A 20984-nucleotide genomic window follows, 5' to 3' on the forward strand; every position below is an offset into this window, starting at 1 on the left:
GTTATCTGTTTAATAAAACGTATTCATCACAACTAGGCTTATCGCCATTATCACAAGCTTTACTATACCAATCTCTTGACTGCTTTTTATCTTGAAGAACACCTCTGCCCTCAAAGTACATTAAGCCCAGACTGTTTTGAGCTAAAGCATATCCTTGATTGGCCGCCTTCAAATACCATTTAGCTGCTTTTACATCATCTTTACTAAAGCCAGTACCTTTTTCGTACATATCGCCAATATTATTTTGAGCTCCGGCATCTCCTTGATAGGCAGCTTTTAAATACCAATTCATCGCCTGATTATAATCTTGTCTAACGCCTCGACCGTTATGGTACATCCATCCAAGATTATACTGCGCATCACCATACCCTTGATTAGCGGCTTTCCTGTACCACTCAACTGCTTTAACAGAATCTTGACTAACGCCGTCAGCATGCTCGTACATCCATCCAATATTAAATTGAGCCGATGCATTGCCCTGTTCTGCTGCCTTCTGATACCACTCAAATGCTTTAGCAGTGTCTTGGGCAACACCATTCCCTTCGTCGTACATCACACCAAGGTTAAATTGAGCTGACGCATTCCCTTGATTAGCTAGTAAACTCGTCGTATTAAAGTCTGCTGCAATAACAGGTGCTGCAAGCCCTACTGACAATCCAAAAATTATTAACCTGTAAAGAAACATCTGTCTTACTGTTTGTAGATTCATACTTTTTCCTTTTCAATTATCCAACATCTGGTCTGTCAAATATCTTGGAACACCTGAAAAATACCCCTTCATCGTCATCCTATCAAAGCTATAGACATGCGCATGAGGCGCTTCCCTACAGCGCCCTACTAGCGGTTGCTTTTGATCCGGCTTGCCATTAGCCAGCTCTATCAATCCTGAGCAAATTGGACAAGTTGCAGTAAACTCTGTGACTCTCGCTACATTCAGCCTATCTTTATCCCAATACATCTCAATATCCGCATTAACGACATTAATATTTGCAAAGAACATAGGCGCTTTAATAACACGATAATAAGGTAGTCTATATAACGGCACAAAGAAATATCGCCAGTTAAGATAAGCCAGAGGAATAAATGCCACAAAAAGTATGGCTTGCCAAAGCTTAAAATTTGGCAAATCGCTTAGTAATAAAATGACGAGTAACGAAAATATAGCAATAAAGATATCTACCAAAAAACTTAGCATCAGCAAGATCATTAGCAAAACGCCTCGAAAGCTTAAGATCTTTAGCTCACCCTTTTTGAAGAAAAGCCGAGTGAATAAAGATGGCTTAATCTCAGAAGCCGCTTTGCGCTCATAAGTAATACTACTTAAATCTTCGTCGTTCTCAATATTTTCATCAGAATCAAAAACAGCAGATTTAGCTATCTGCTCTTTCTCACACACTTCCTCATTTTCAATAGCTTTGATGCTCATCCATACGAGGGTTCTGTTTTTGGCACCACCCTCTGATACAGATGAAATAACTTCTGGTAAATAACCTATAGCATTAAACGCCTGTTCACAGTCTGGTTGTGACTCAATAAACCTTATTAACTCTACATTTAATCTATCCGTTTTTATCTTATTTTTAGCGATTTCACTGCTTACAGTATTTTCATTTACGCCTCTAGCTTTGGCGTAAATAACTTGCCTCGATAGCTTCTCAGGCTCAAACTCTTCATCTGAATATTTTAGTTTGTTGAGCTGTGCGTCAACTATTATTCTTAGACAATGATCATAAAAAGTATTTCTTGGAAAATTAAGCAATTGTTTTTTGAGCTCTTCAAAAACAACTAAGTGTATGTTTTTCATAGATAAATACCGATTAAAACCCTATTATATCCCCTATAGCAGTCTGTTCCAGAGGCAGAATTCTTCTCATAATTACCTCACTCCTAACCAACTAACAAGAGGATGGTAACTATGTCAATGTCAATCGCTGTTAATGAGCAAAAGCAAATCGTCAATGTTAAGCAAGTCGAGCGAGGGCTGGCTTGTATGTGTTTTTGCTTTGAATGTGGTGAGCCTGTAGTGGCTCGTAAAGGTGAGAAAAATGAGCATCATTTTGCGCATCTCAACAATAAGGAAAGTTGCACTATCCACCCTGAAAGTATCCTACACAAGTTTGCCAAGCAAGTCATTATGGAACAGAGGTATTTAACACTGCCATCACTACCTGATGACGAAAATAGCGAGGATAAAACTTGGGAGTTTGATCAGCTGATTGAGGAACAAGCTGTTGGCTGTATTCGGCCTGATATAGTCGCAACGGTTGACGGGGAAATGATGTTTATTGAAGTTGCTGTGACTTCTTTCATCGATACCGATAAAGCGGATTTTATTAAGCAATTAGGTATTAAGACCGTTGAGATCGATTTGAGAGAAATCATTACGCAAGGTATTGAGTTGCCAAGTGAGGAAGCAAAGGATCATATTTTAGACTGCGTCACTAATAAGCAGTGGATATTCCCATCACCTAACTTATTATCAATACCAGTAGCCCCTACACCATTACCTGAGCCTCTTTATAATTGCCAGAGCAGTACTGATGAGAATAGCAACGAAAGCTTTGATAAAGGCTATACGATCTATCGCTTTACCATCAACCATGCTTGGGTAGATGTCAGGGTCTTTAATTCAGGCATGGTGTCTATTAAGTGTGTGACCTATAACCATGATGTTGTTGAGATACTAAAGCAATGGCGTAACGAAGGGGGTGGTCAGTACAATCAAAAATATAAGTCATGGAATTACTTCAAGCCGTTTTCAGACACTGTCTTTCAGCGACTGCAAGAAATGGACATGACCCCTACTGCTTAAACATGATTCTATTTGATAATACGGAGAATAAAACTATGACACTCACTACTATGCTACTAATTATAATCCTACTAATGATTGCTCTACTTGTATGGACTATACAGCGAATACAATTGCAAAATAAGGCCTTGCTACAGAGTGAACAGGATGTTGCGCAAATTAAGAACGAGATGCTTGAAAGAGAAGCAGGCTTTCAACAACAATTAGCAAAGGACATTAAAGTGGCTCAAAAGCGTTCCAACAATATGCAGCGCAATGTACTAAAGGGTCAAATTGGTGAGCAGTTCACGCCCTTTATTACTGACTTTCCTTACAACCCCTCAGATTGCAGATTCATGGGTGAACCGATTGACTACGTCATCTTCCAAAACTTGCACGAATGCGCCGATGGCAATGTGCCTATCGAGGACGTGCATCTCATTATTGCAGAAGTTAAAACAGGAAATGCTAGGCTAAACCAACGACAGAAAATCATCAAGCAAGCTATCCAAAATGGTCAGGTGAGCTTTAAAGAGCTTAGGATAAAACACTGTGAAGATACGGAAGATATGCGTGTGAATGTTAGTGCGTAGTTCAGTCTTTCTATTCACTCCAACCTTTATATATACAGTCTCTATAATTTTCTTAAAACATATTTACTGGAAAAACAAAGACCATTCATTAATCTCTAGAGAGACACTTAAGTATTTGTTTTATATAGACATTCAATGATAGAAATTCCATTAATAGTCTTTTTTAATGAAAAGACTATTTTTGCAACAGCATTAATCCTAAATAAAACACGATACATTTTTAGTAAAACGTCATTATTAATGGAAGCATGACAGTTGCAAGTATATGACATTCATTACCAGCAAATTCAATTTCATATAAAGGGGGTTTTCATCAATGATATATATAGGGGCTATTTAAATAGTACAAACAATCGTATAAAGTTATCTAAGGTAGAAGCTGAAAATCTATCATACTTCAATAAAATTAAACGACCAGCGCTAGATCTTATATCAAATCAAATACATGTTGAGTTGTTGGAAAAACAAGCACGTGAACAGCTATCTATCTCAAAGTCAGCTTAGTGACCTAATACTAAGGATTTCTATCTAACTCCGAGCATTCTACTATTAACTTGTCAGATTCTTATCTACAAGTTAATACATCTGAAACACCCTACAAAAACTCTCTTCAAGATTATATTGAGCTAACACAAGTACTATAACTACGTGTGCCTTCATAAACTCAACAATACTACATGTGCATTAATATGCTATATTATCAACGAAACCACAATATTTTGTTAAAAGTGACTTAATATGATTACTTATATTCGCTTTAATAATTTTTATTCTTACTCAGAGTCTACTGAGGTGTCATTCTCTTTGGGTAAGCAACCTACTAAGACTGACTATGATTTTTATGTTGATACCACACAAGACCAGTATCGATTAAATAAAGTCACCGCTGTGCTTGGCGCGAATGGCTCCGGTAAAACGCAGCTATTAAAAGCCATTGCTTTTCTTCGTTGGTTTATGTGTGAATCTACTAGCAGCCTTGACTCAGAGCAACCTATTTCTTTTAGCCAATTTGCGCTAAGCAATGATGAATTTTCTGAATTTGAATTTGGTTTTTTACTTAAAAATGCTGATGGCATTTATGATGAGTATCGCTATGAGCTAACGTTAACACAGCATAGCGTGGTTAAAGAGGCATTATACAAAAAGACCAGTAGCCAATTTAGCTATATATTTATACGCCATCATGACGGTGACGAGCTTAGCTATAAGCATCGTCACTTTGTTATCCCTTCTTTAGCGGATGATGTGAAAAAAAATGCCTCACTTATCAGCTATGCCAATTTGCTCGATGAGCCATTGGCAGAAGCCATTTTTGATATGTTCAATCACTATAAAACTAATGTGGTCTCAATGGGTAGGCTTGGTAGCCTTAGCCAATCTATACCTGAAATGACAGAATTGTTTGCTAAGGATGATGGTTTAAAACAAACTGCTGAAAAGCTACTTTGTCAGTTCGATACGGGCATAGATGAAATTAATATAAAAAGCGTGATGATGGTAAACGAAGGTAAACAGCAAGAAGTACTGCTACCTTTTGGTGTTCATAAAGTGGGTGATGAATCATTTGAGCTTATGATTTATGAAGAGTCTAATGGTACACAATCAGCCTATAGCTTGCTTGGGCTCATACTGCCAGTACTTAAGAATGGTGGTGTCGCTATTATTGATGAGCTTGATAATGACTTACACCCCCTACTGTTACCTGCCATTTTTGATTTGTTTCGCTCATCGCATCATAATCCTCATAATGCTCAGCTTATTTTTAGTTGTCATACCCCAGAGGTGTTTAACTTATTGAACAAACATCAAATTTATTTGGTCGAAAAATATGAGCAGGCTTCAGAAGCTTGGCGGCTTGATGAGATGGAAGGAATTCGTAATGACGATAACCTTTATGCAAAGTACATGGCTGGCGCGTTTGACGCGATACCAAATCTATAAGGGGCTAGATTATGGCAAAGCGCAAACCTACTAGGTCAGTCAACAAAACCACCCTACTCGTAATGGGTGAAGGTGAACACGACAAGGCGTTTTTAAGTCATATGAAAGACATCTATCATGAAAGGCGCTCTGGCAGTAAAGTAACTCTTGATTTTTCGAGTGGTGGCTCACCGCACGATATCATCAAAGACACGGTTAAAAAGAGTCGTCACGTTGATTATGATCAGAAGTTTATTTTGATGGATAGCGATGTTCCGGTTAAGCAACAAGATATTAAAGCAGCTAAAGATTCAGGTATCACAATCTTATACTCAACACCACTATGCCTAGAAGGCATGTTGCTTAGCGTACTGAAACAGAATATTCCTCATACCGCGCAAAAGTGTAAGAGTCTGTTACACCCACAATTGTCCGATAATCCAGTGTTACCGAAAAGCTATGATCCCTTATTCGCTAAGCGAGTGCTTGATGAGACCAATCATGCCACAGTCGTAATGTTACGCTCATTATTAGGCATTAAACAAAAAAAATAGCCGACTCACTTTTGAGTGAATCGGCCGATCTATTAACTAAGCTGATCTTGCTTCAATTCTGTCATTAATCCAATTAGCGATTTCGCTCGCTACCCACACTATCCTTACCTGTGTCAGCTTTACCTTCTTGGGGAACGTTGGATCGTAACGATCAGATTTTTCATTGATCATTTCATAAATCGTAGAACGACTAAGACCAGTATAGCTACTAACGTCTTTGATACTCAATAGCTGAGGAATATGGTTGCATTGCTCAATAACTGGTTGTGCTATATTTAAGTTTTCCATCATTAGCTCCTTGTAAGTGAATGAGAGCGTTTCCTCTCATATACTTACCGAGTCCCATATTTATTTACGGCGTCCTATGCAGTCCTACCCCCTCCCTTATTTAAAGCAATAAAAAAAGAGCTGAGTCATTCAGCTCTCTCTTATGTCGCTTATGAACCTTAACTATTTCAGCTCACTGCTGTCACACTTTTCCGAAGACCTTGCTCAATGCTAGTCACATTGTGGGAGGCTAAACCACTCCTAGGCTTGCCTATTTGGTTATTACTAACAGCGTCTATTTCCATCGGATAAAATTCCTCAGCAACTTCCGCTAGATCATCACCATCAATCTCAAAGCATGAATTCACATATCCTTGTTTTGCAGCTTGCTCTAGTGCTGCCTGATCAAAACCGTGTTCACTAAGCTCTTTATCTATCGCTTGTGCATCCTGCACCGCTTGCTTAAGTGTCACACCATCACGTAGCGTTAAATCCACAAAGTAAATTGGCGTGCGATAGCTTTGCGTCGTGCTTTTACCGCGTAGGGTTAGTTGTAGTGGCAGACAAGACAGCTTATTACCGGATACTGCTGCAAAGTAGCTAAGGCGTGCTGCAAGCGTGCGAATACTGTTAAAGCCTGTGGTGCGAAAGATAAACGTACCCAGCTCATCATCTTCAGAGAGATTGGCGTAAAGCCTGCCATACGGCTTACAAGCACCGCCTTGCGCCAGTGGACAGCGATCAGGTGACGGGCAAGGATGGCTTTCAACGCCTTTACTGGTTCGACGCTGACATTGCTCACCATCACCCACGCATAATGGGCGTCCGGTCTGTCTATCAAACAAGGTGTACTCAGCACGTAGGTTTAGTTCAGGATCGTTAAACAGCATACGTACGGGAATTTGTCTGAGCTTGCCTTCGTTATTTGCACGTAGCTTTTCGTCTAGTGGATGATTGATCCAGCCGTCTTTATTTTGTACTTGGCTAGTAATGGTGAATTGATCGTCTTTAGCAGGGAGGCGCTTGCCGTCCTTTTGAATGACACGCCCGATGCTGATACGACCTAAAACTGGCGGGGTAATTGTTAGACCTTTAATCATGGTGATATTCCTTCTGTTTTTGATAGGTTTTGTTTAGCCATAAAAAAGCCCACCTGTGACGGGTGGGCTGTTATGCGCTTAATTGAGTGTCGTAATTTATTGATTATGATTGATGACTGAGACTTGGCTTAGTTATCGTTAAGAATCACAAAGCGACGACTGCCCGGGCGTATTTTATTAAACTGATCAAGCATTTCAGGATGCGCTTTGGTTAGCGCCTTGCTATCAAGACTGATGCTGTCTTTCGAGCGTTTCCAAGAAATAGCACCTTTCTCGAATACTGCAATCTCATTATCTTGAATTAAGCTTTGCAGCTGATGCTTCACTTGATCGTGGCGCTGCTCTAACTCCTGCATGTAGTCACGGTAGCTAAGCAGTTGCTCAAATAACTTGTTAGCTCCCTCATCTTCACGCAGATCAACCTTGCTTGACGGCTCAGGGGTTGGATACAGCAGCTTTAGTGCACGAGCTGCTGACTCACTATGATCAGGCGTTGGTGGCGTGTCTGTTTCCACGTACTGCCAGAACAGCCGCTCATGCTCGATGATGCTTGCAATCAGCTTCTCATCACGCTCAACCTTAAATATCTTGGCTTCATGTCCACAGATTAACACGCAGATATGCGCCGACGTTTTACCTGTGACCGCCAGCTGATGCTGCACTTGGCACGTCACATATAGCGGTACGCCATGCTTCCACAACTTGGCACCATGTTCCCCTGCGGTTTTACACTCGAGTATCTGCACCTCATCGCTACCCGTGATTGCGTAGTCTAGGTTTGCCAGCATAAAGTGGTTGTCAGAATCAGGATGCTGCAAGATCGCATTGACGCGTCGAACTTTATTGCCCGTATGCTGTTGATAATATTTAGCGACCATTGGCTCCAAGGTATTGCCCCAGTACAGTGGCGAATAGCCATCAATGTCATCCTCTAAGTGTGAATGCAGACGACCAGTCTTAATCATCCACAGCTCAAGCATAGAGAGATACGGATGGATACCACAAGCTGCTGCGGCATCAGAGCTGCCAATGCCTTGCTTGCGTACCTCAAGCCATTTCTCATGGCTTAAGTTTTTGGTGTTGACCAGACGTTTTGCGGTGGTTGATTGAGTGGTGGCTATGGGCGCTTTCACCTTAACGGTTGCACGCTTGGTTTGTCTTAGCTGAGCGATATGGTTCAATGCGATTGTGTTCATGATGAACTCCTTCGTTAGATTTATTAGCGGTTAAATAAACAGCATAAAAAAACCACGCCTTAAGACGTGGTTTAATTGGTTAAGTTTAATACAGTTAATTAAGCCAGCATGAGCAGCGATTCCTCTAAACCCTTTTGTTTGAGCTTAGCGCCAGCACCGAACCATGCTGAGTTGAGACGGTTATCGGTATTCATAGCACGTCTTTCATGATCAACATATTCAGTGATACTGCATAGCAAGCCATAAGCCGTATCACGAGCGGCGTCAAGATCTGCTCCGCGTCCTTGACCGTTAAACATCTGCATGACCTTGTTCATGGCTTTAGCATTGGGTACGGCGTCTTTCTCTTTCTTAGCACTGTTAAACAAGATAATGTTGTTGTCCTGATCATTAAATACACGGCTAAGATAATTGGCTGCTTCTGCTTGGGTAACACGGCGCTCAGACAATTGCTTCATCTCATAGCTGTGTTCATCCCACTGCTTCACTGAGACGCCCAATTGCTGCTTGACCTTATCGGCATCAAATGAGGTACTGTGTGGTACTTTAATGACGCCTCCTGAACCATCCGCTAAGCTGATTGCCAAGGTGTTATTGCAGACCACACGTATCGATGTGAACTGTGCTGTGGTCGCCAGAGTGCCGTCACAAGCCGTTGCCAGTAACAGATATCCATTACTAACATCTTTCCCCTTAAGCGTTGCTGACTGGCCTGTACGGGCCAAGGCCCATAGCTTTCGACCTCCCTTCAATACCCCAGCAGTCTCAAGCTCAAAGTCAGACTGTTCCGTAAGATCACGATAGAATTCTAAAATCTCACGAGGCTGTACTTCCTGATATCGTTGACTGACCACCGATAACGGCTCAAAGTTATCGCTACGGTACAATACCTTCTGCTCAGCAAACGGCAAGATCAGGTTATGCCCTTTGTCGTTGTTCGCCATGTAACTGACATCTGAGGATTCGATACGCCAATCAAGCCCTGCTTGCTTCGCCCAAACCTCGATAGGCTGCTTGGGAGCCAGCTCATTACCTAAACCATGCCAAGGGGTTTCGCCAACGTATGCCATTGATTCGATTAAATGTGCCATTATGATTTTTCCTTTTAGATTTGATTATGGGTATTGGTTATATAGATAGGTTAAATGCTGAAAGTTCTTGAGCAGGTATTGCATAAATAACTAGGTCTTGCTGCTAGAGTGATCAAAGGCGGCTGCTGTAGCTTATCTTTAGCCAAGCTGATCGCAGAAGCCAGTGCAGTACCTACTACCACACCAATAGCGGAATTAATTTTGTAGTACCTACAGATACTCACACCAAGCCCTGATAGGGCAGATTGTGAGCACAGTTGTTCGAAGATATTGAAAGGACTGTCAGTATCGGTAGTGCTTGTGACGTTGGCTGAATGACAGTGTGGGCAGATCGGTCTCATAGAGAACTCCATAAGTTAAGCGCATAAAAAAAGGCCTGCAATTAAGCAGACCTTTAATTAGGATGGATTGGGGTTAAACAGTCAGGAGAGCGATGCTTCCTGACTGATCGCATAGGAATACTATATATCTGAATTTATTTTACTATGGGCGGTAGTCCGCGACGTTTAGAGGTTCTATAAATACCATGACCAAAGGTGCGCATGTTTGGTAGCCACAGTTTAAGTTGCTGCTCATCTTTACTTGGCTTCGTTAAGTATAAAGCTGAAGCTATAGCGTTTTCGACTTCCTGAGGGTTATCACGATGAATCATGCCGATACCTAACTTACCGTATTGTTGGTACTTCTGCTTAATCTCTGGATCGTGGTAGCTATAATATTCACCTAAACCACCAGTTATAGTCTTCCATTTCTCGCCGACATCTTTAGCAACGTGCCAGTCACTTTGTCGCTCTGAGCCATCATACATAAGCAGTAAATGACAGTGTAATCCACCGTTGATTCCCCCTTGCTCAATAGCCCAAGCATTACCCTGCAAATGCTTAAAACAAGTTTTCTTATTACCGATAAGATCCCGTAGTTTACTCATGTGATCATCAAAGTTCTCGATAGATACATGATTGCTCGTCTTCTGTGCGTATTTTAAATCAATACGAATAAATAGCAGTCTTGAATAATGGTTAATCAGATTATTAACATAGAGCTCCAATTTTCTTTTGTTTTGAGATTCTTGATAAATGAACGCATGACGTTCATTCTCAATATCACTTTTATAGTAGGACAATGTAGTGATAAGTCGCTGGGTTTTATCATGATCCCAAATCACGTTTTCTGGATAGTCATTTCCAACAATAGCGTTGGTGCTATAAATAAATGCGAAAACTGGCTGTGAATAAAATAGCTCAGTATTTAAGTGTGTAATGAACGGGCAATACAACCATTTCAGTTTATTTATGGTCTCGTTAAAGCTAATAGCGTTTGCCAATATATCTGTAACCAGACTATGGACGTTAGCGACAACTTGAGGTTGGTTGAAGTTTGAATACGGCATGATTTTGATCCTATTGAGTTAATGTTCATAGGGTCAGATCAGTCCGTATTTTTATAATGTGCAGTGCTGAGAGGTCAGCTCTCAGCACTACAATAAAGCACCTAGTGTATTCAATAATATATAGAACCCACTAAGGATAAGCTGCTGTAGTGCAGCTATTTTTCAACTAGCATTGCAGAATGACGTAATAAGCGATAGCAATTCGCTATGGTTTATAGGCTTATGGTTAGGATGGAGTTAGGATTCTAGATGTCATAATAATTTTAGTATGATTGGCACCCTTAAAGGTATATTCTACGGTAAAATACATAATTACTAATGACGTTTTAATGACGTTTTAATGACAGTAATTTGATGGTCTGAAATTTGATGATAACGTTTTTTTTGGGATAGAGTAATGAGCAAAGATGAATTTCGATTTGAAACCAGTCCTTTGAATTTGACTGAACGGAATGCAAGATACATTGAAAAGAAGGTGAATTATCTTAGTGCATATAGCGCTTATTGGTGCTTATTTGAGTTAAGATCTTTAGGCGAACTCTCCCTACAAGATATTCTAAAAGACGATACTCACGTCAAATCTAAGCTAATTAATATTCTGAAAAGGAAAAATTGTAGCCCGAAGTTTTTGGATGGAATTTTACAGGTGAGTGCTGACCAAAGCATACCTCTGTCTTACGTCAAATGGTTTTATGAAGATGATAGAACAACCTTGTGGATTAATATGGTTTTGAGAAAACATGGTATCTTAAACGACTATATAAGAACAAAATCAGACATTGCTATTTTTGCCCATAACCTAATTTTCAATACAAATTTACAGTTGATAGGAGGCATAATTGATTCGAATTTTGATGCTTATAACGACTCTTTAGTGCTGCGAAAAAGACAATCTTTAGAATTTCTACAACAAGCTTATAATCGCAGTAGAATCAAATTAAGTGAAACGAAATGGCTGGATAGTTGTAACGACATTCAAGTTAATCATTTGTATATATACATGCAAAAAGCTCACGATCTAAATAATATATACGTAAATGAATTAAACAAGAAGCCCGGTAGCTATCCTAAGTTAGCTCTATTAGTGCCTAGTCTTAATCAAGCTTTAATCTATGCCGACAAAATTATGATAGAAGAATCGGACACAGATAGTAGGCGTGATCATATACTAGCCTCACTGGATTATTGGACGTTTGACAACTCCCGTTTTGATAGTGAAGATATTACGGGAAAAGAGTACAAAATATATAGCAGAAGCATATTTGTAAAAAAAATGAAGGATGTTTGTAGCTCGAAGGCGAGTCGTATTCGTGATAAAAAGATAAAAGAAAAAGGCTTGGAGCTTACTGGTAAAAATAAAAAAGCTCTAAAGCTAATTGCTAAGAAACAAGGTAGAACACAAGTACAAATGCTTAATGATATCGTAGAAAGCTATGATCAAGCCTCTTTCTTAGAAGTATCTAAAACTACTAGCGCTGCCGCTGCCTATATAGCGGGTAACTATGGAAAACGCTACGATGACTCATTTGAAACGCAGCAAAGCCTGAAGGCTAAACAGGCTAGCTCTGAGACTATATTGGTACATAGTGATAGCGAGGAGATTACAGAGGATGTTCCTGGCACTAATATACTAGAACCAATAGCAGGCATTGAAAGTGAAAACCGCAAGTGTGTTGAATATGCTGATATTGATGAATGCATTAAGAATGACGAGCAAGTTAAAAATGCTAAACCAAAGGATTTCGATAATCGATGTAAAAACTTAGAAGACGCTGATAATAGTGCTACTGGCAAATTAACAGATGAACTCATTATTGCTATCACTCCAAGCAAAAACATTGGTACACCTATAGACATCTCTACAATTGAAACTGTACAGCCTGTGACTAGCTCACATGCCACTGAAGATATTTCAGCTTCAGTTGAGAATCTTCACAACATTGATGATAAAATATATGATAACGATCCTTTTTTGATAAACGCTAGGGTTATAAGGCAAAAAGTTGGAAGAACATAAACAAACCAACTAGTAGTTAGTAGCTCAGTACTGATAGTAGAGCTATCAGATCTCTGTTACGAAATTACTATAAAACTGAAAAACTAACCTTAAGTATACTCACAAGTGTACCGGATTATTTTTCTAAATATTTATCCTTATATATCAAATACTTAATATCATACTATCGTTCCGGATCCGGGTACCATTATATTAAAAGGCTTCCAAGCAATTGGAAGCCTTTTTCTTATTGTGCATTTTCTCTTATTAAACTAATTTTTTTCCACTATTTAGACAATTTGCTAGTAATCAACTGCTAGCTTTACTGTTAAACGTCCTTCTCACGTTTAGGGTAATAAGCTATATCAATTGTATATAATCAATAGTTAGCCACATCCTATTATCCCATTCTGAAAAGGCAAACCTTGTGTCGTAATAAAAAATAGATAGAACGATCCTAACATGATAAAAAAAGCAGCCACTTTCATAGTACTTAACGGCCTATTGGTGACACTAGCCAGCGCAAGCATTAATTTGGAATCCGTGAGCATAAATAAACACAGTGCCTGCATAAAGATAGCCTTTAATAATTGCTCATAGATTAAAGGACCGCGAGTTTGTTCAACAAACAGCAGAATCGATATATCTACGATGATCATAGTGAAAAAGGCATGTTTAACAGAGCTATTTAAATACGCATTTCCATTGTGTCGCCTGGCTCTTTTCCTTTTTATATAACTCGTGGTAGGTTGAATAGTCATCGGGTTGGTTGCGTTAAAATACCAAATGGTTTCCCACCTTCCTTTAGTCATGTCTGGCATGATGTCTTCTGCTTGAAAATGTTGCAACTCCTGACTGGCAGGTGACCACCAATATCCTGTCTGCGGACAAGGCTGATTTGCCTCACAACGTGAAGATTCCAGTACTACACTACTGCCACCACCACTATCCGCGATACGCTCAACGAGCATCCAAGTAACAGGAGCTCTACCGACAGCGTGTGTCGTATCAGGGTCATAACCGACATTAGCTTCATTTGCTAACATGCCATCCAATAGCACTTGAGCACTGGCATCTGCTCGATTTGGTACATAAATGCCAGCGACAGGGACGACTTCATCTACCTTAACGCTATATTGTTGGTTGAGACTATAGATAGGCCATGATTCAGGCGCATTGAGCGCTCCTCTTGATTCAATGCTATAATTTTCTATTAAGTCGTATAAACACCAACCAAAATAACTGGTTATTCCCATGTTAAAAGCGCATAAGCTTGCCTCTCTTTCCCATTTCTCATAATTCAGCTGTTGCTGCTCTGGCATCCAGTCGGTATCATAATCCATACTGATAGCGCGAAAATCACTCTCAACATTACCACCATATCTTATTGCTATTAAATCGCCATTTAACAGCTCTTGATAGCCAACATTTAAGCTGTCTAGAGTATCACGCAGGTTTGGCAATACCCGCTCGCCCCAGACGATATCAGGTTGTCTGTTAATAGGACGCGTTCGGTAATCAAAGGGCAAATCATTGACGAACAGTTCTAATGCGTATTCAGCAGCTTCTAACATATTCGCAAAGGCATCGCGCATCTCTTTAAAGTAAGCAGGTGAGCTATAGCGCTCTAATAAGTAAATCTCTTGCGGTCTTATGATGTAGTTATTCATTTTTTATTGATTCTCGTACTGTCTAATCGACGTTGGCTAATCAGTTTTCATCTAAGCAATCACCAGCATCACATACAATATAGAGCCAATAAACCAAGTCGCATTAATAGCCATTCCTGAATACCATTTCCGCTTAACGGCTTGATTTTGGTTTGCAAAAGCTGCTTGGCGCTCTGCGGTGACAGGCAGAATATTATATGGGTTGTTTTGCCCATCCCACATGAGCCGACGTTGCACTTCCGGATGTAGAGCAGGATTAGCGCTCGACTGGTATATATTACCCTCGGCTAAATCTAAGTAGCTAACCGTACAAGCGCGCAACCAACCCATAAAAGTCACCTCGTGGCGTAGTCCTGTTAAGCCTTTGTTTTTCTTCTCTTGAGCAATATCAGCACAGGCAAAGAGTAAGGTACTGATGTCTGTCGGACAAGCATGAGCATATCGGGGATCAAGCGGTAGCTCTTCAGCGGGACGTTCCATATAGGTGCGAATAAACGCCCACTGGTCGTAAGGGTTTAGTTGCATGTCTTCAAAGTTAATAGATAAGCTTGGTTCTCTTGTTGACTCATCGATGACATGCAGATTCAGTACTTCATACACCAAACCTTCATTGCGTCTTACGGAGGCTGTGATGTATTTATAATTAATCAGATGAAAGATAGGGGCTTGCTTACGGTTATGCTCGTAGTAAGCAATCTGCTGGGTATTTTTTAGTAGTAAGATTTTGTGGTATCGAGATTTTTTAGTTTTAAGTTGTTTTAAAGTTAGAAAAGGAGCAGTGAAAAAACTAATGAGGATAAATATTAGACATATAATCGCATAAAGATAGTAGATTAATACTCCTTCCTTTATTACTGAATTGAACATAGCGTAAATTAAGAAAAAAAACTGTCCAAGCAACCATAGTGAGGCATAAGATGCCAATAAAACTAAGTTTTGAATAGAGTTAATAATAGGATGAAATAGCAGATAGTCTGGATTCACCTCATGAATAAGTGTACTTATTCTATCAATACTGGCTTTTTTTTCTTGGAAATTACCAATCTCTCCTTCATAAGGGCGACTGAGTATTTTACCGACAGGAGGTATAGGAGGAACAGGTAAGATCATAGTAGCATTCAACTCAAATGTATTGTTTCATCAGATTTTTTAATATTTATTATTATCTAGATAGCTTACGTTTTTTAAGGGGTATGACGGATTGCGGCTACTATCAGGCGTATAAGTAACGATCACTTTTGCCTTGCTAATATTATGGGGTTCAAACTTTAGTAACTGTGTATCAATGGTAAATTGAGATTCCGACTCTTTTTCAGTCACTTTTTTTGTCACTATCGGTATTAATTTCTCAATGGCTAATGACGTAATATTACTAGCAACGGGTTCATCGCTGGTAGAGTTATAGAATGTCGCTTTATATAGGTTTTGTGCTCTGCCATTTTTGTCAGCGACGACTTCTATCGTCAACTGGCTTGCTTTGTCCCAATTGCCAATGTGAACCTGACTTTCAAATAAGGTCAGATGCTCTCGCACACTGCCGAATACTGGCGGTAGCCTTATTTCACTGGTTGAGTCAACTTTATGCTCTACAGGCATTCTACCTTGAAAGGTTTGCAAACGATTATTGGCTAAGAATAAGGTGCTCGCAGTGATAAAGCCACTAATGTCATCTGCTAAACTGTTAAAAGCGGGCTGTGTCTGAAACGGGTTTATCAGGTAGTAGTCTTGTCCTCGCATAGCTTTATGACCAAACACGCTGTTGTCTAGCCAATACTCTATTAATACGTTTCGTTTATTATCATACTTATAAGCTAAACGCTGAAAGCTATAGATTATTAGTCAATCATCCTAAGCAATCACCAGCATCACATACAATATCGACCCAATAAACCATATCGCATTGATCGCAATTCCTGAATACCATTTCCGCTTAACGGCTTGATTTTGGTTTGCAAAAGCTGCTTGGCGCTCTGCTGTGACAGGCAAGATGTTATATGGGTTGTTTTGACCATCCCACATAAGCCGTCGCTGAACTTCCGGATGTAGTGCAGGATTGGCACTGGATTGATAGATGTTGCCTTCGGCAAGGTCTAAAAAGCTAACTGTACAGGCGCGTAGCCAGCCCATGATAGTGACTTCATGGCGTAGTCCTGTTAAGCCTTTGTTTTTCTTCTCTTGAGCAATATCGGCACAGGCGAGTAGCGATGTGCTGATATCTGTTGGACACGCGTGGGCATATCGTGGATCAAGCGGTAGCTCGTCTGCGGGACGTTCCATATAGGTACGGATAAACGTCCACTGGTCATAAGGGCTGAGTTGCATGTCTTCAAGGTTGATATTTTGAATGGCTTGGTTGGTTTTAGGATCAATCACATGCAGGTTCAAGGCTTCAAAAACGACGCCGTTGTTACGTCTGACTGAGGCGACAATATCTTTATAATTAATTAAATGAAAAACAGGCGCTTGCTTACGATTATGCTCATAATAGGCAACTTGCTGGGTCTGCTTTAACAATACAATTTTATTATAGTAGGATTTTTTATTTTTAAACTGTCTATATGCTATATACGGTAATAATCCGAATGTTAGAATGAGAAGTACTTGCATAATCATTCCCAAAAAAAATAAAAAATCCATACTCTTATTAAATAAAATATCATAAAAAATAACAACTGAAATAAATAATATTTGCCCAAATAACCAACTAAAGCAATAGGTCATTAAAAAACCAACCAATTGATATGAGTTAATAATGGGGTGAAACAGTAGGTAGTCTGGGTTTACCTCATGCATATCACGGCTCAGCTTCTCTACGCTGGCTTTTTTTTCTCGATACGCAGGTATGCTCCCTTCCCAAGGTTTACTTAGTAGCTTTTCGATGGGATGGGTATTGTTAGGAGGATTGTAAATCATTATTTTTTTTGCAACCTTTCTTTAGTAGCTATTATTATCCAAATAGCTTACGTCTTTTAGAGGGTATGGCGGATTGCGACTGGTATCGGGCGTATAGGTCACAATCACTTTTGCGTTATTGATATTCTGCGGTTCAAACTTTAATAACTGCGTTCTAATAACAAACTGATCGTCTGCCTCCCCTTTTGTCACTATAGGTAGCAGTTTCTCAATAGCCAGTGATGTGATATTACTAGCAGAGGGTTTGCCAGTGGCGGAGTTATAGAATGTCGCTTTATATAGGCTTTGTTCGCTACCGCCTTTATAAGCGACTACTTCTATAGTCAGTTGACTTGCTTTGTCCCAATTGCCAATATGAACATTACTTTCAAATAAGGTCAGATGCTCGCTTACACTGCCCAAGACTGGCGGTAGCCTGATCTCACTGTTTGAGTTAATCGTGTGCTCTACAGGCATTCTACCTTGAAAGGTCTGCAAACGATTATTGGCTAAGAATAAGGTGCAAGCCGTGATAAAACCGCTAACATCTTGCTCCAAACTATTGAAAGGCAACTTTGACTGAAACGGATTTATCAGATAATAGTCTTTTGTCTTCATGGCTTTATGACCAAACACGCTGTTATCTAGCCAATACTCCATTAATGTATTTTTTTTATCATCATACTTGTAAGCCAAGCGCTGAAAGACATAACTTAGCGTCATGCCAACAAACATGATTGCTAATAGTGGTAGTGCGGGCAGCGCAGTTGGCGAGGCTATCGCTAGCAACCCTAGGTTTAATCCAGCATAAGCTGAAGCACTTATCGAGAAAGCAGCAAGCCCCGTTAAACCAGTTGAAACTCTATTACCATCATTAAACTTACGATAGCCATAAATCGCTAAACTGCCTACCTCAAACGTCGCGCCAACAACTCCTATCCATCCTGCTCGGTAGACCAGCTTGTTTGCAAAGCTGGTCTTGCCTAGTACGCTAGCTCCTGAAGCGGTCACATCCATACTAGCAGTCACCAGTGCAAGCCCTGAGCTGACTGTTCCCAACTGCTCTTGCGTTAGCCGTAGTGGGTCACCTGCATATTTCAATCTGGCAAGGGCTGGCACACTAGCAATCACTGCATGGAACTGAAAATATGCGATAAAAACAGACACGACACCCATACTTCCATTCGCTATTTTTTGGGCACTATTGTGCCATTCAATGCCTTTAGCTGCTAAGTCGCCATTTAACAGCTCTTGATAGCCAATATTAAGACTATCTAAAGTATCACGTAAATTCGGTAATACCCGTTCGCCCCAGACAATATCAAGTTGTCTATTGATGGGACGCGTACGGTAATCAAAGGGTAAATCGTTGACAAACAGTTCTAATGCGTATTCAGCAGCTTCTAACATATTCGCAAAGGCATCGCGCATCTCTTTAAAGTAAGCGGGTGAACTGTAGCGCTCTAGTAGGTAAATCTCTTGCGGTCGTATGATGTAGTTATTCATTTTTTATTGATTCTCGTACTGTCTAATCGACGTTGGCTAATCAGTTTTCATCTAAGCAATCACCAGCATCACATACAATATAGAGCCAATAAACCAAGTCGCATTAATAGCCATTCCTGAATACCATTTCCGCTTAACGGCTTGATTTTGGTTTGCAAAAGCTGCTTGGCGCTCTGCGGTGACAGGCAGAATGTTATACGGATTGTTTTGCCCATCCCACATGAGCCGACGCTGAACTTCCGGATGCAGGGCAGGATTGGCGCTTGATTGATAGATATTGCCTTCGGCTAGATCTAAATAGCTGATTATGCAGCATCTAGCCCAATCACCAAGACGAAACTCATGCGTGGGATTTTTAAGATAATAATCTTTGGAAGCTTGAGCAATATCAGCGCAGGCAAATAATGATTGACTCATATCAGTTGGACAGGCATGGGCATATCTTGGATCAAGCGGTAGTTCCTCTGCGGGACGCTCCATATAAGTGCGAATGAATGCCCATTGATCGTAGGGGTTGAGTCGCATGTCTTCAAAGTTAATAGATAAGCTTGGTTCTCTTGTTGACTCATCGATAACGTGCAAATTAAGAACTTCATAAACTAAGCCTTCATTACGTCTCACTGAGGCAGTGATATCTTTGTAATTGATTAGGTGAAAGATAGATGCTTGCTTGCGATTGTGTTCGTAATAAGCAATTTGTTGAGTCTGCTTTAGCAATAAGACTTTATTATATCGAGATTTTTTAACGACAAGCTGCTTAAATGTTAATAAAGGAGCAAAGCCAATTAATATTAAAAACAGAATAATCATGCCAATTGGAAATAAGACTATCAGTTCGAATTCTTCAATTATTAAGTATTTAAACGACACAAACAACAATATAAATAGACTTTGTCCAAACAACCATGCCGCCCCATAGGAGGCTAAAAGCCATAAATTTTGAATAGAATTAATCACTGGATGAAACAGTAGATAGTCTGGGTTTAACTCATGAATAAGCGAACTTAATCTCTTAATACTGGCATTTTTTTCTTTAAAATTAGGAATACCGCCCTCATAGGGGCGACTGAGTATTTTACCGACAGGAGGTATGGGAGGAATGGGTAAGATCATAGTTAAACGATATGTGATTAGCGAGCAATGTTAACTAACTATTATAAGCCACCACTGCCCACGAAAACAAACTTATGTTAATTAATATCGCTACTATCCATCTAAAATTGACTTGCCAATTCTTACCTTGAAATGCCCTCTGTGCTTCAGTAGTGATTGGCTGTATCGGATAAGGATTGTCTTTACCATCCCATGTCAGTAGCTTCTTTACATCAGGATGTAGAATCGCCCTTTTGACACATTGATAATGACTGCCATGAAACAAGTTACCTAAAGCATATACTGAACCTATAGCTAGCATGCCCATAACGGTTTCCCCACTATGTTTCGTGTTTATAGAACCCTCTCTTCGATAGATAATGTCGCTACAAGCAAATAATGATTTGCTGGTATCAGTAGGATAAGCCTGACATAGCTTTGAATCTATCGGTAGCGCTTCACTTGGACTTTCCATGTAGGTGCGGATAAAGGCCCATTGCACTCTTGGATTCACGTTATAGTCTTCCAATTTTAGATGATGGGTGATATCTCCGGTCTCGGCGTCGGCAACGTATAAATTAAGCGGTGTATATGCCCGATTGCCTTTGTCTTGATGCAGGTCTGGATGGATGTCTTTGTAGTCTACTATTTTTAGCTCGTAGGGCTGTCTGATTTTCCATAGCGGACGGTAGTAGTAGGCTATCTTTTGCTGCTGTTTTAAGAAGTAATATTGGGTGCGAAACGGTTTCTTGATAATGAATTGATAGAGGAGCAATATTAAAGGTGTACATGATGGTATAAACATGAAGAGTGTAATAAACACATTTAAAATAGACCAATCGTCTAAATAAAAATAAGATATGTCTGCGATTAAACTAATTACGAAAAAAAAAACAGAAAAATAAACCCATCCAATAGCAAAATAA

The 20984-nt window shown here is 39.9% G+C and carries 20 protein-coding genes; 5 read left to right on the forward strand and 15 right to left on the reverse strand.

The genetic code is table 11. From position 1 onward, the window contains the following. Position 1 precedes the first annotated feature (1 nt). Together INT03_RS14015 and INT03_RS14020 are read right to left on the reverse strand one after the other, a co-directional pair. A complete protein-coding gene (locus INT03_RS14015) occupies positions 2 to 709 on the reverse strand; it encodes a tetratricopeptide repeat protein (RefSeq protein WP_193009407.1) in 708 nt (235 codons plus the stop codon). A gap of 12 nt (positions 710 to 721) precedes the next feature. Then, positions 722 to 1804 carry a hypothetical protein gene (locus tag INT03_RS14020; protein ID WP_193009408.1) on the reverse strand — a complete coding sequence of 361 codons (1083 nt, stop codon included), beginning with the start codon at positions 1802 to 1804 and terminating at the stop codon, positions 722 to 724. A gap of 111 nt (positions 1805 to 1915) precedes the next feature. Between INT03_RS14020 and INT03_RS14025 the strand changes: the two genes are divergently transcribed. The 4 genes from INT03_RS14025 to INT03_RS14040 all read left to right on the forward strand — a co-directional run bounded on the left by INT03_RS14025 (position 1916) and on the right by INT03_RS14040 (position 5858). Beyond that, positions 1916 to 2812 (forward strand): competence protein CoiA family protein, encoded by an 897-nt coding sequence (locus INT03_RS14025; protein ID WP_193009409.1) that lies wholly within the window; start codon positions 1916 to 1918, stop codon positions 2810 to 2812. A gap of 74 nt (positions 2813 to 2886) precedes the next feature. Beyond that, the gene (locus tag INT03_RS14030) at positions 2887 to 3384 is read left to right on the forward strand and encodes a Holliday junction resolvase-like protein (RefSeq protein WP_226951699.1); all 498 of its coding nucleotides are present in this window, start codon (positions 2887 to 2889) and stop codon (positions 3382 to 3384) included. 738 nt (positions 3385 to 4122) lie between these two features. Continuing rightward, on the forward strand, positions 4123 to 5325 hold the full coding sequence (locus INT03_RS14035; RefSeq protein ID WP_193009411.1) for an AAA family ATPase: 1203 nt from the start codon (positions 4123 to 4125) through the stop codon (positions 5323 to 5325). Between the two features lie 11 nt (positions 5326 to 5336). Beyond that, on the forward strand, positions 5337 to 5858 hold the full coding sequence (locus tag INT03_RS14040) for a hypothetical protein (protein ID WP_193009412.1): 522 nt from the start codon (positions 5337 to 5339) through the stop codon (positions 5856 to 5858). Between the two features lie 36 nt (positions 5859 to 5894). On the opposite strand, the gene INT03_RS14045 is transcribed toward INT03_RS14040, so the two are convergent. The 6 genes from INT03_RS14045 to INT03_RS14070 form a co-directional block, all read right to left on the reverse strand. Beyond that, complete coding sequence (locus INT03_RS14045) at positions 5895 to 6146, reverse strand: helix-turn-helix transcriptional regulator (protein WP_193009413.1); 252 nt, start codon at positions 6144 to 6146, stop codon at positions 5895 to 5897. Positions 6147 to 6313: 167 nt separating this feature from the next. Further along, entirely contained in the window at positions 6314 to 7225 is a 912-nt protein-coding gene (locus tag INT03_RS14050; RefSeq protein ID WP_193009414.1) for a hydrolase or metal-binding protein, read from the reverse strand. Positions 7226 to 7353: 128 nt separating this feature from the next. Then, positions 7354 to 8421: a YqaJ viral recombinase family protein gene (locus INT03_RS14055; protein WP_193009415.1), complete on the reverse strand. Its 1068-nt coding sequence runs from the start codon at positions 8419 to 8421 to the stop codon at positions 7354 to 7356. Positions 8422 to 8519: 98 nt separating this feature from the next. Continuing rightward, a complete protein-coding gene (locus tag INT03_RS14060) occupies positions 8520 to 9512 on the reverse strand; it encodes a DUF932 domain-containing protein (RefSeq protein ID WP_193009416.1) in 993 nt (330 codons plus the stop codon). A gap of 50 nt (positions 9513 to 9562) precedes the next feature. Next, positions 9563 to 9853 (reverse strand): hypothetical protein, encoded by a 291-nt coding sequence (locus INT03_RS14065; protein WP_193009417.1) that lies wholly within the window; start codon positions 9851 to 9853, stop codon positions 9563 to 9565. Between the two features lie 134 nt (positions 9854 to 9987). Then, positions 9988 to 10902, reverse strand: a complete 915-nt coding sequence (locus INT03_RS14070) for an inovirus-type Gp2 protein (RefSeq protein ID WP_193009418.1) — start codon at positions 10900 to 10902, stop codon at positions 9988 to 9990. Positions 10903 to 11299: 397 nt separating this feature from the next. On the opposite strand from INT03_RS14070, the gene INT03_RS14075 reads away from it, so the two are divergent. Continuing rightward, positions 11300 to 12919 (forward strand): hypothetical protein, encoded by a 1620-nt coding sequence (locus INT03_RS14075; protein WP_193009419.1) that lies wholly within the window; start codon positions 11300 to 11302, stop codon positions 12917 to 12919. A 365-nt stretch (positions 12920 to 13284) separates the two neighbouring features. On the opposite strand, the gene INT03_RS14080 is transcribed toward INT03_RS14075, so the two are convergent. From INT03_RS14080 to INT03_RS14110, 7 genes are all read right to left on the reverse strand, one after another. Further along, the gene (locus tag INT03_RS14080; protein ID WP_193009420.1) at positions 13285 to 14568 is read right to left on the reverse strand and encodes a hypothetical protein; all 1284 of its coding nucleotides are present in this window, start codon (positions 14566 to 14568) and stop codon (positions 13285 to 13287) included. Positions 14569 to 14619: 51 nt separating this feature from the next. Further along, positions 14620 to 15678 carry a hypothetical protein gene (locus INT03_RS14085; protein WP_193009421.1) on the reverse strand — a complete coding sequence of 353 codons (1059 nt, stop codon included), beginning with the start codon at positions 15676 to 15678 and terminating at the stop codon, positions 14620 to 14622. A gap of 39 nt (positions 15679 to 15717) precedes the next feature. Beyond that, positions 15718 to 16305 (reverse strand): hypothetical protein, encoded by a 588-nt coding sequence (locus INT03_RS14090; RefSeq protein WP_193009422.1) that lies wholly within the window; start codon positions 16303 to 16305, stop codon positions 15718 to 15720. 111 nt (positions 16306 to 16416) lie between these two features. Further along, complete coding sequence (locus tag INT03_RS14095) at positions 16417 to 17481, reverse strand: DUF6708 domain-containing protein (RefSeq protein WP_193009423.1); 1065 nt, start codon at positions 17479 to 17481, stop codon at positions 16417 to 16419. A 21-nt stretch (positions 17482 to 17502) separates the two neighbouring features. Beyond that, the gene (locus tag INT03_RS14100; RefSeq protein WP_193009424.1) at positions 17503 to 18966 is read right to left on the reverse strand and encodes a hypothetical protein; all 1464 of its coding nucleotides are present in this window, start codon (positions 18964 to 18966) and stop codon (positions 17503 to 17505) included. A gap of 51 nt (positions 18967 to 19017) precedes the next feature. Next, entirely contained in the window at positions 19018 to 20079 is a 1062-nt protein-coding gene (locus INT03_RS14105) for a hypothetical protein (RefSeq protein WP_193009425.1), read from the reverse strand. A 34-nt stretch (positions 20080 to 20113) separates the two neighbouring features. Then, complete coding sequence (locus INT03_RS14110; protein WP_193009426.1) at positions 20114 to 20863, reverse strand: hypothetical protein; 750 nt, start codon at positions 20861 to 20863, stop codon at positions 20114 to 20116. Positions 20864 to 20984 lie beyond the last annotated feature (121 nt).

The sequence above is a fragment of the Psychrobacter sp. PG1 genome (assembly GCF_014897815.1).
Lineage (GTDB): Bacteria > Pseudomonadota > Gammaproteobacteria > Pseudomonadales > Moraxellaceae > Psychrobacter.

Coding starts and splice junctions, on each gene's coding strand:
- INT03_RS14095 (WP_193009423.1), bottom strand. CDS start 17,481: ATGATTTACAATCCTCCTAACAATACCCATCCCATCGAAAAGCTACTA.
- INT03_RS14070 (WP_193009418.1), bottom strand. CDS start 10,902: ATGCCGTATTCAAACTTCAACCAACCTCAAGTTGTCGCTAACGTCCAT.
- INT03_RS14065 (WP_193009417.1), bottom strand. CDS start 9,853: ATGAGACCGATCTGCCCACACTGTCATTCAGCCAACGTCACAAGCACT.
- INT03_RS14050 (WP_193009414.1), bottom strand. CDS start 7,225: ATGATTAAAGGTCTAACAATTACCCCGCCAGTTTTAGGTCGTATCAGC.
- INT03_RS14055 (WP_193009415.1), bottom strand. CDS start 8,421: ATGAACACAATCGCATTGAACCATATCGCTCAGCTAAGACAAACCAAG.
- INT03_RS14110 (WP_193009426.1), bottom strand. CDS start 20,863: ATGTTTATACCATCATGTACACCTTTAATATTGCTCCTCTATCAATTC.
- INT03_RS14080 (WP_193009420.1), bottom strand. CDS start 14,568: ATGAATAACTACATCATAAGACCGCAAGAGATTTACTTATTAGAGCGC.
- INT03_RS14060 (WP_193009416.1), bottom strand. CDS start 9,512: ATGGCACATTTAATCGAATCAATGGCATACGTTGGCGAAACCCCTTGG.
- INT03_RS14040 (WP_193009412.1), top strand. CDS start 5,337: ATGGCAAAGCGCAAACCTACTAGGTCAGTCAACAAAACCACCCTACTC.
- INT03_RS14105 (WP_193009425.1), bottom strand. CDS start 20,079: ATGATCTTACCCATTCCTCCCATACCTCCTGTCGGTAAAATACTCAGT.
- INT03_RS14100 (WP_193009424.1), bottom strand. CDS start 18,966: ATGAATAACTACATCATACGACCGCAAGAGATTTACCTACTAGAGCGC.
- INT03_RS14075 (WP_193009419.1), top strand. CDS start 11,300: ATGAGCAAAGATGAATTTCGATTTGAAACCAGTCCTTTGAATTTGACT.
- INT03_RS14035 (WP_193009411.1), top strand. CDS start 4,123: ATGATTACTTATATTCGCTTTAATAATTTTTATTCTTACTCAGAGTCT.
- INT03_RS14025 (WP_193009409.1), top strand. CDS start 1,916: ATGTCAATGTCAATCGCTGTTAATGAGCAAAAGCAAATCGTCAATGTT.
- INT03_RS14015 (WP_193009407.1), bottom strand. CDS start 709: ATGAATCTACAAACAGTAAGACAGATGTTTCTTTACAGGTTAATAATT.
- INT03_RS14030 (WP_226951699.1), top strand. CDS start 2,887: ATGATTGCTCTACTTGTATGGACTATACAGCGAATACAATTGCAAAAT.
- INT03_RS14085 (WP_193009421.1), bottom strand. CDS start 15,678: ATGATCTTACCTGTTCCTCCTATACCTCCTGTCGGTAAAATACTCAGT.
- INT03_RS14020 (WP_193009408.1), bottom strand. CDS start 1,804: ATGAAAAACATACACTTAGTTGTTTTTGAAGAGCTCAAAAAACAATTG.
- INT03_RS14045 (WP_193009413.1), bottom strand. CDS start 6,146: ATGGAAAACTTAAATATAGCACAACCAGTTATTGAGCAATGCAACCAT.
- INT03_RS14090 (WP_193009422.1), bottom strand. CDS start 16,305: ATGCGAGGACAAGACTACTACCTGATAAACCCGTTTCAGACACAGCCC.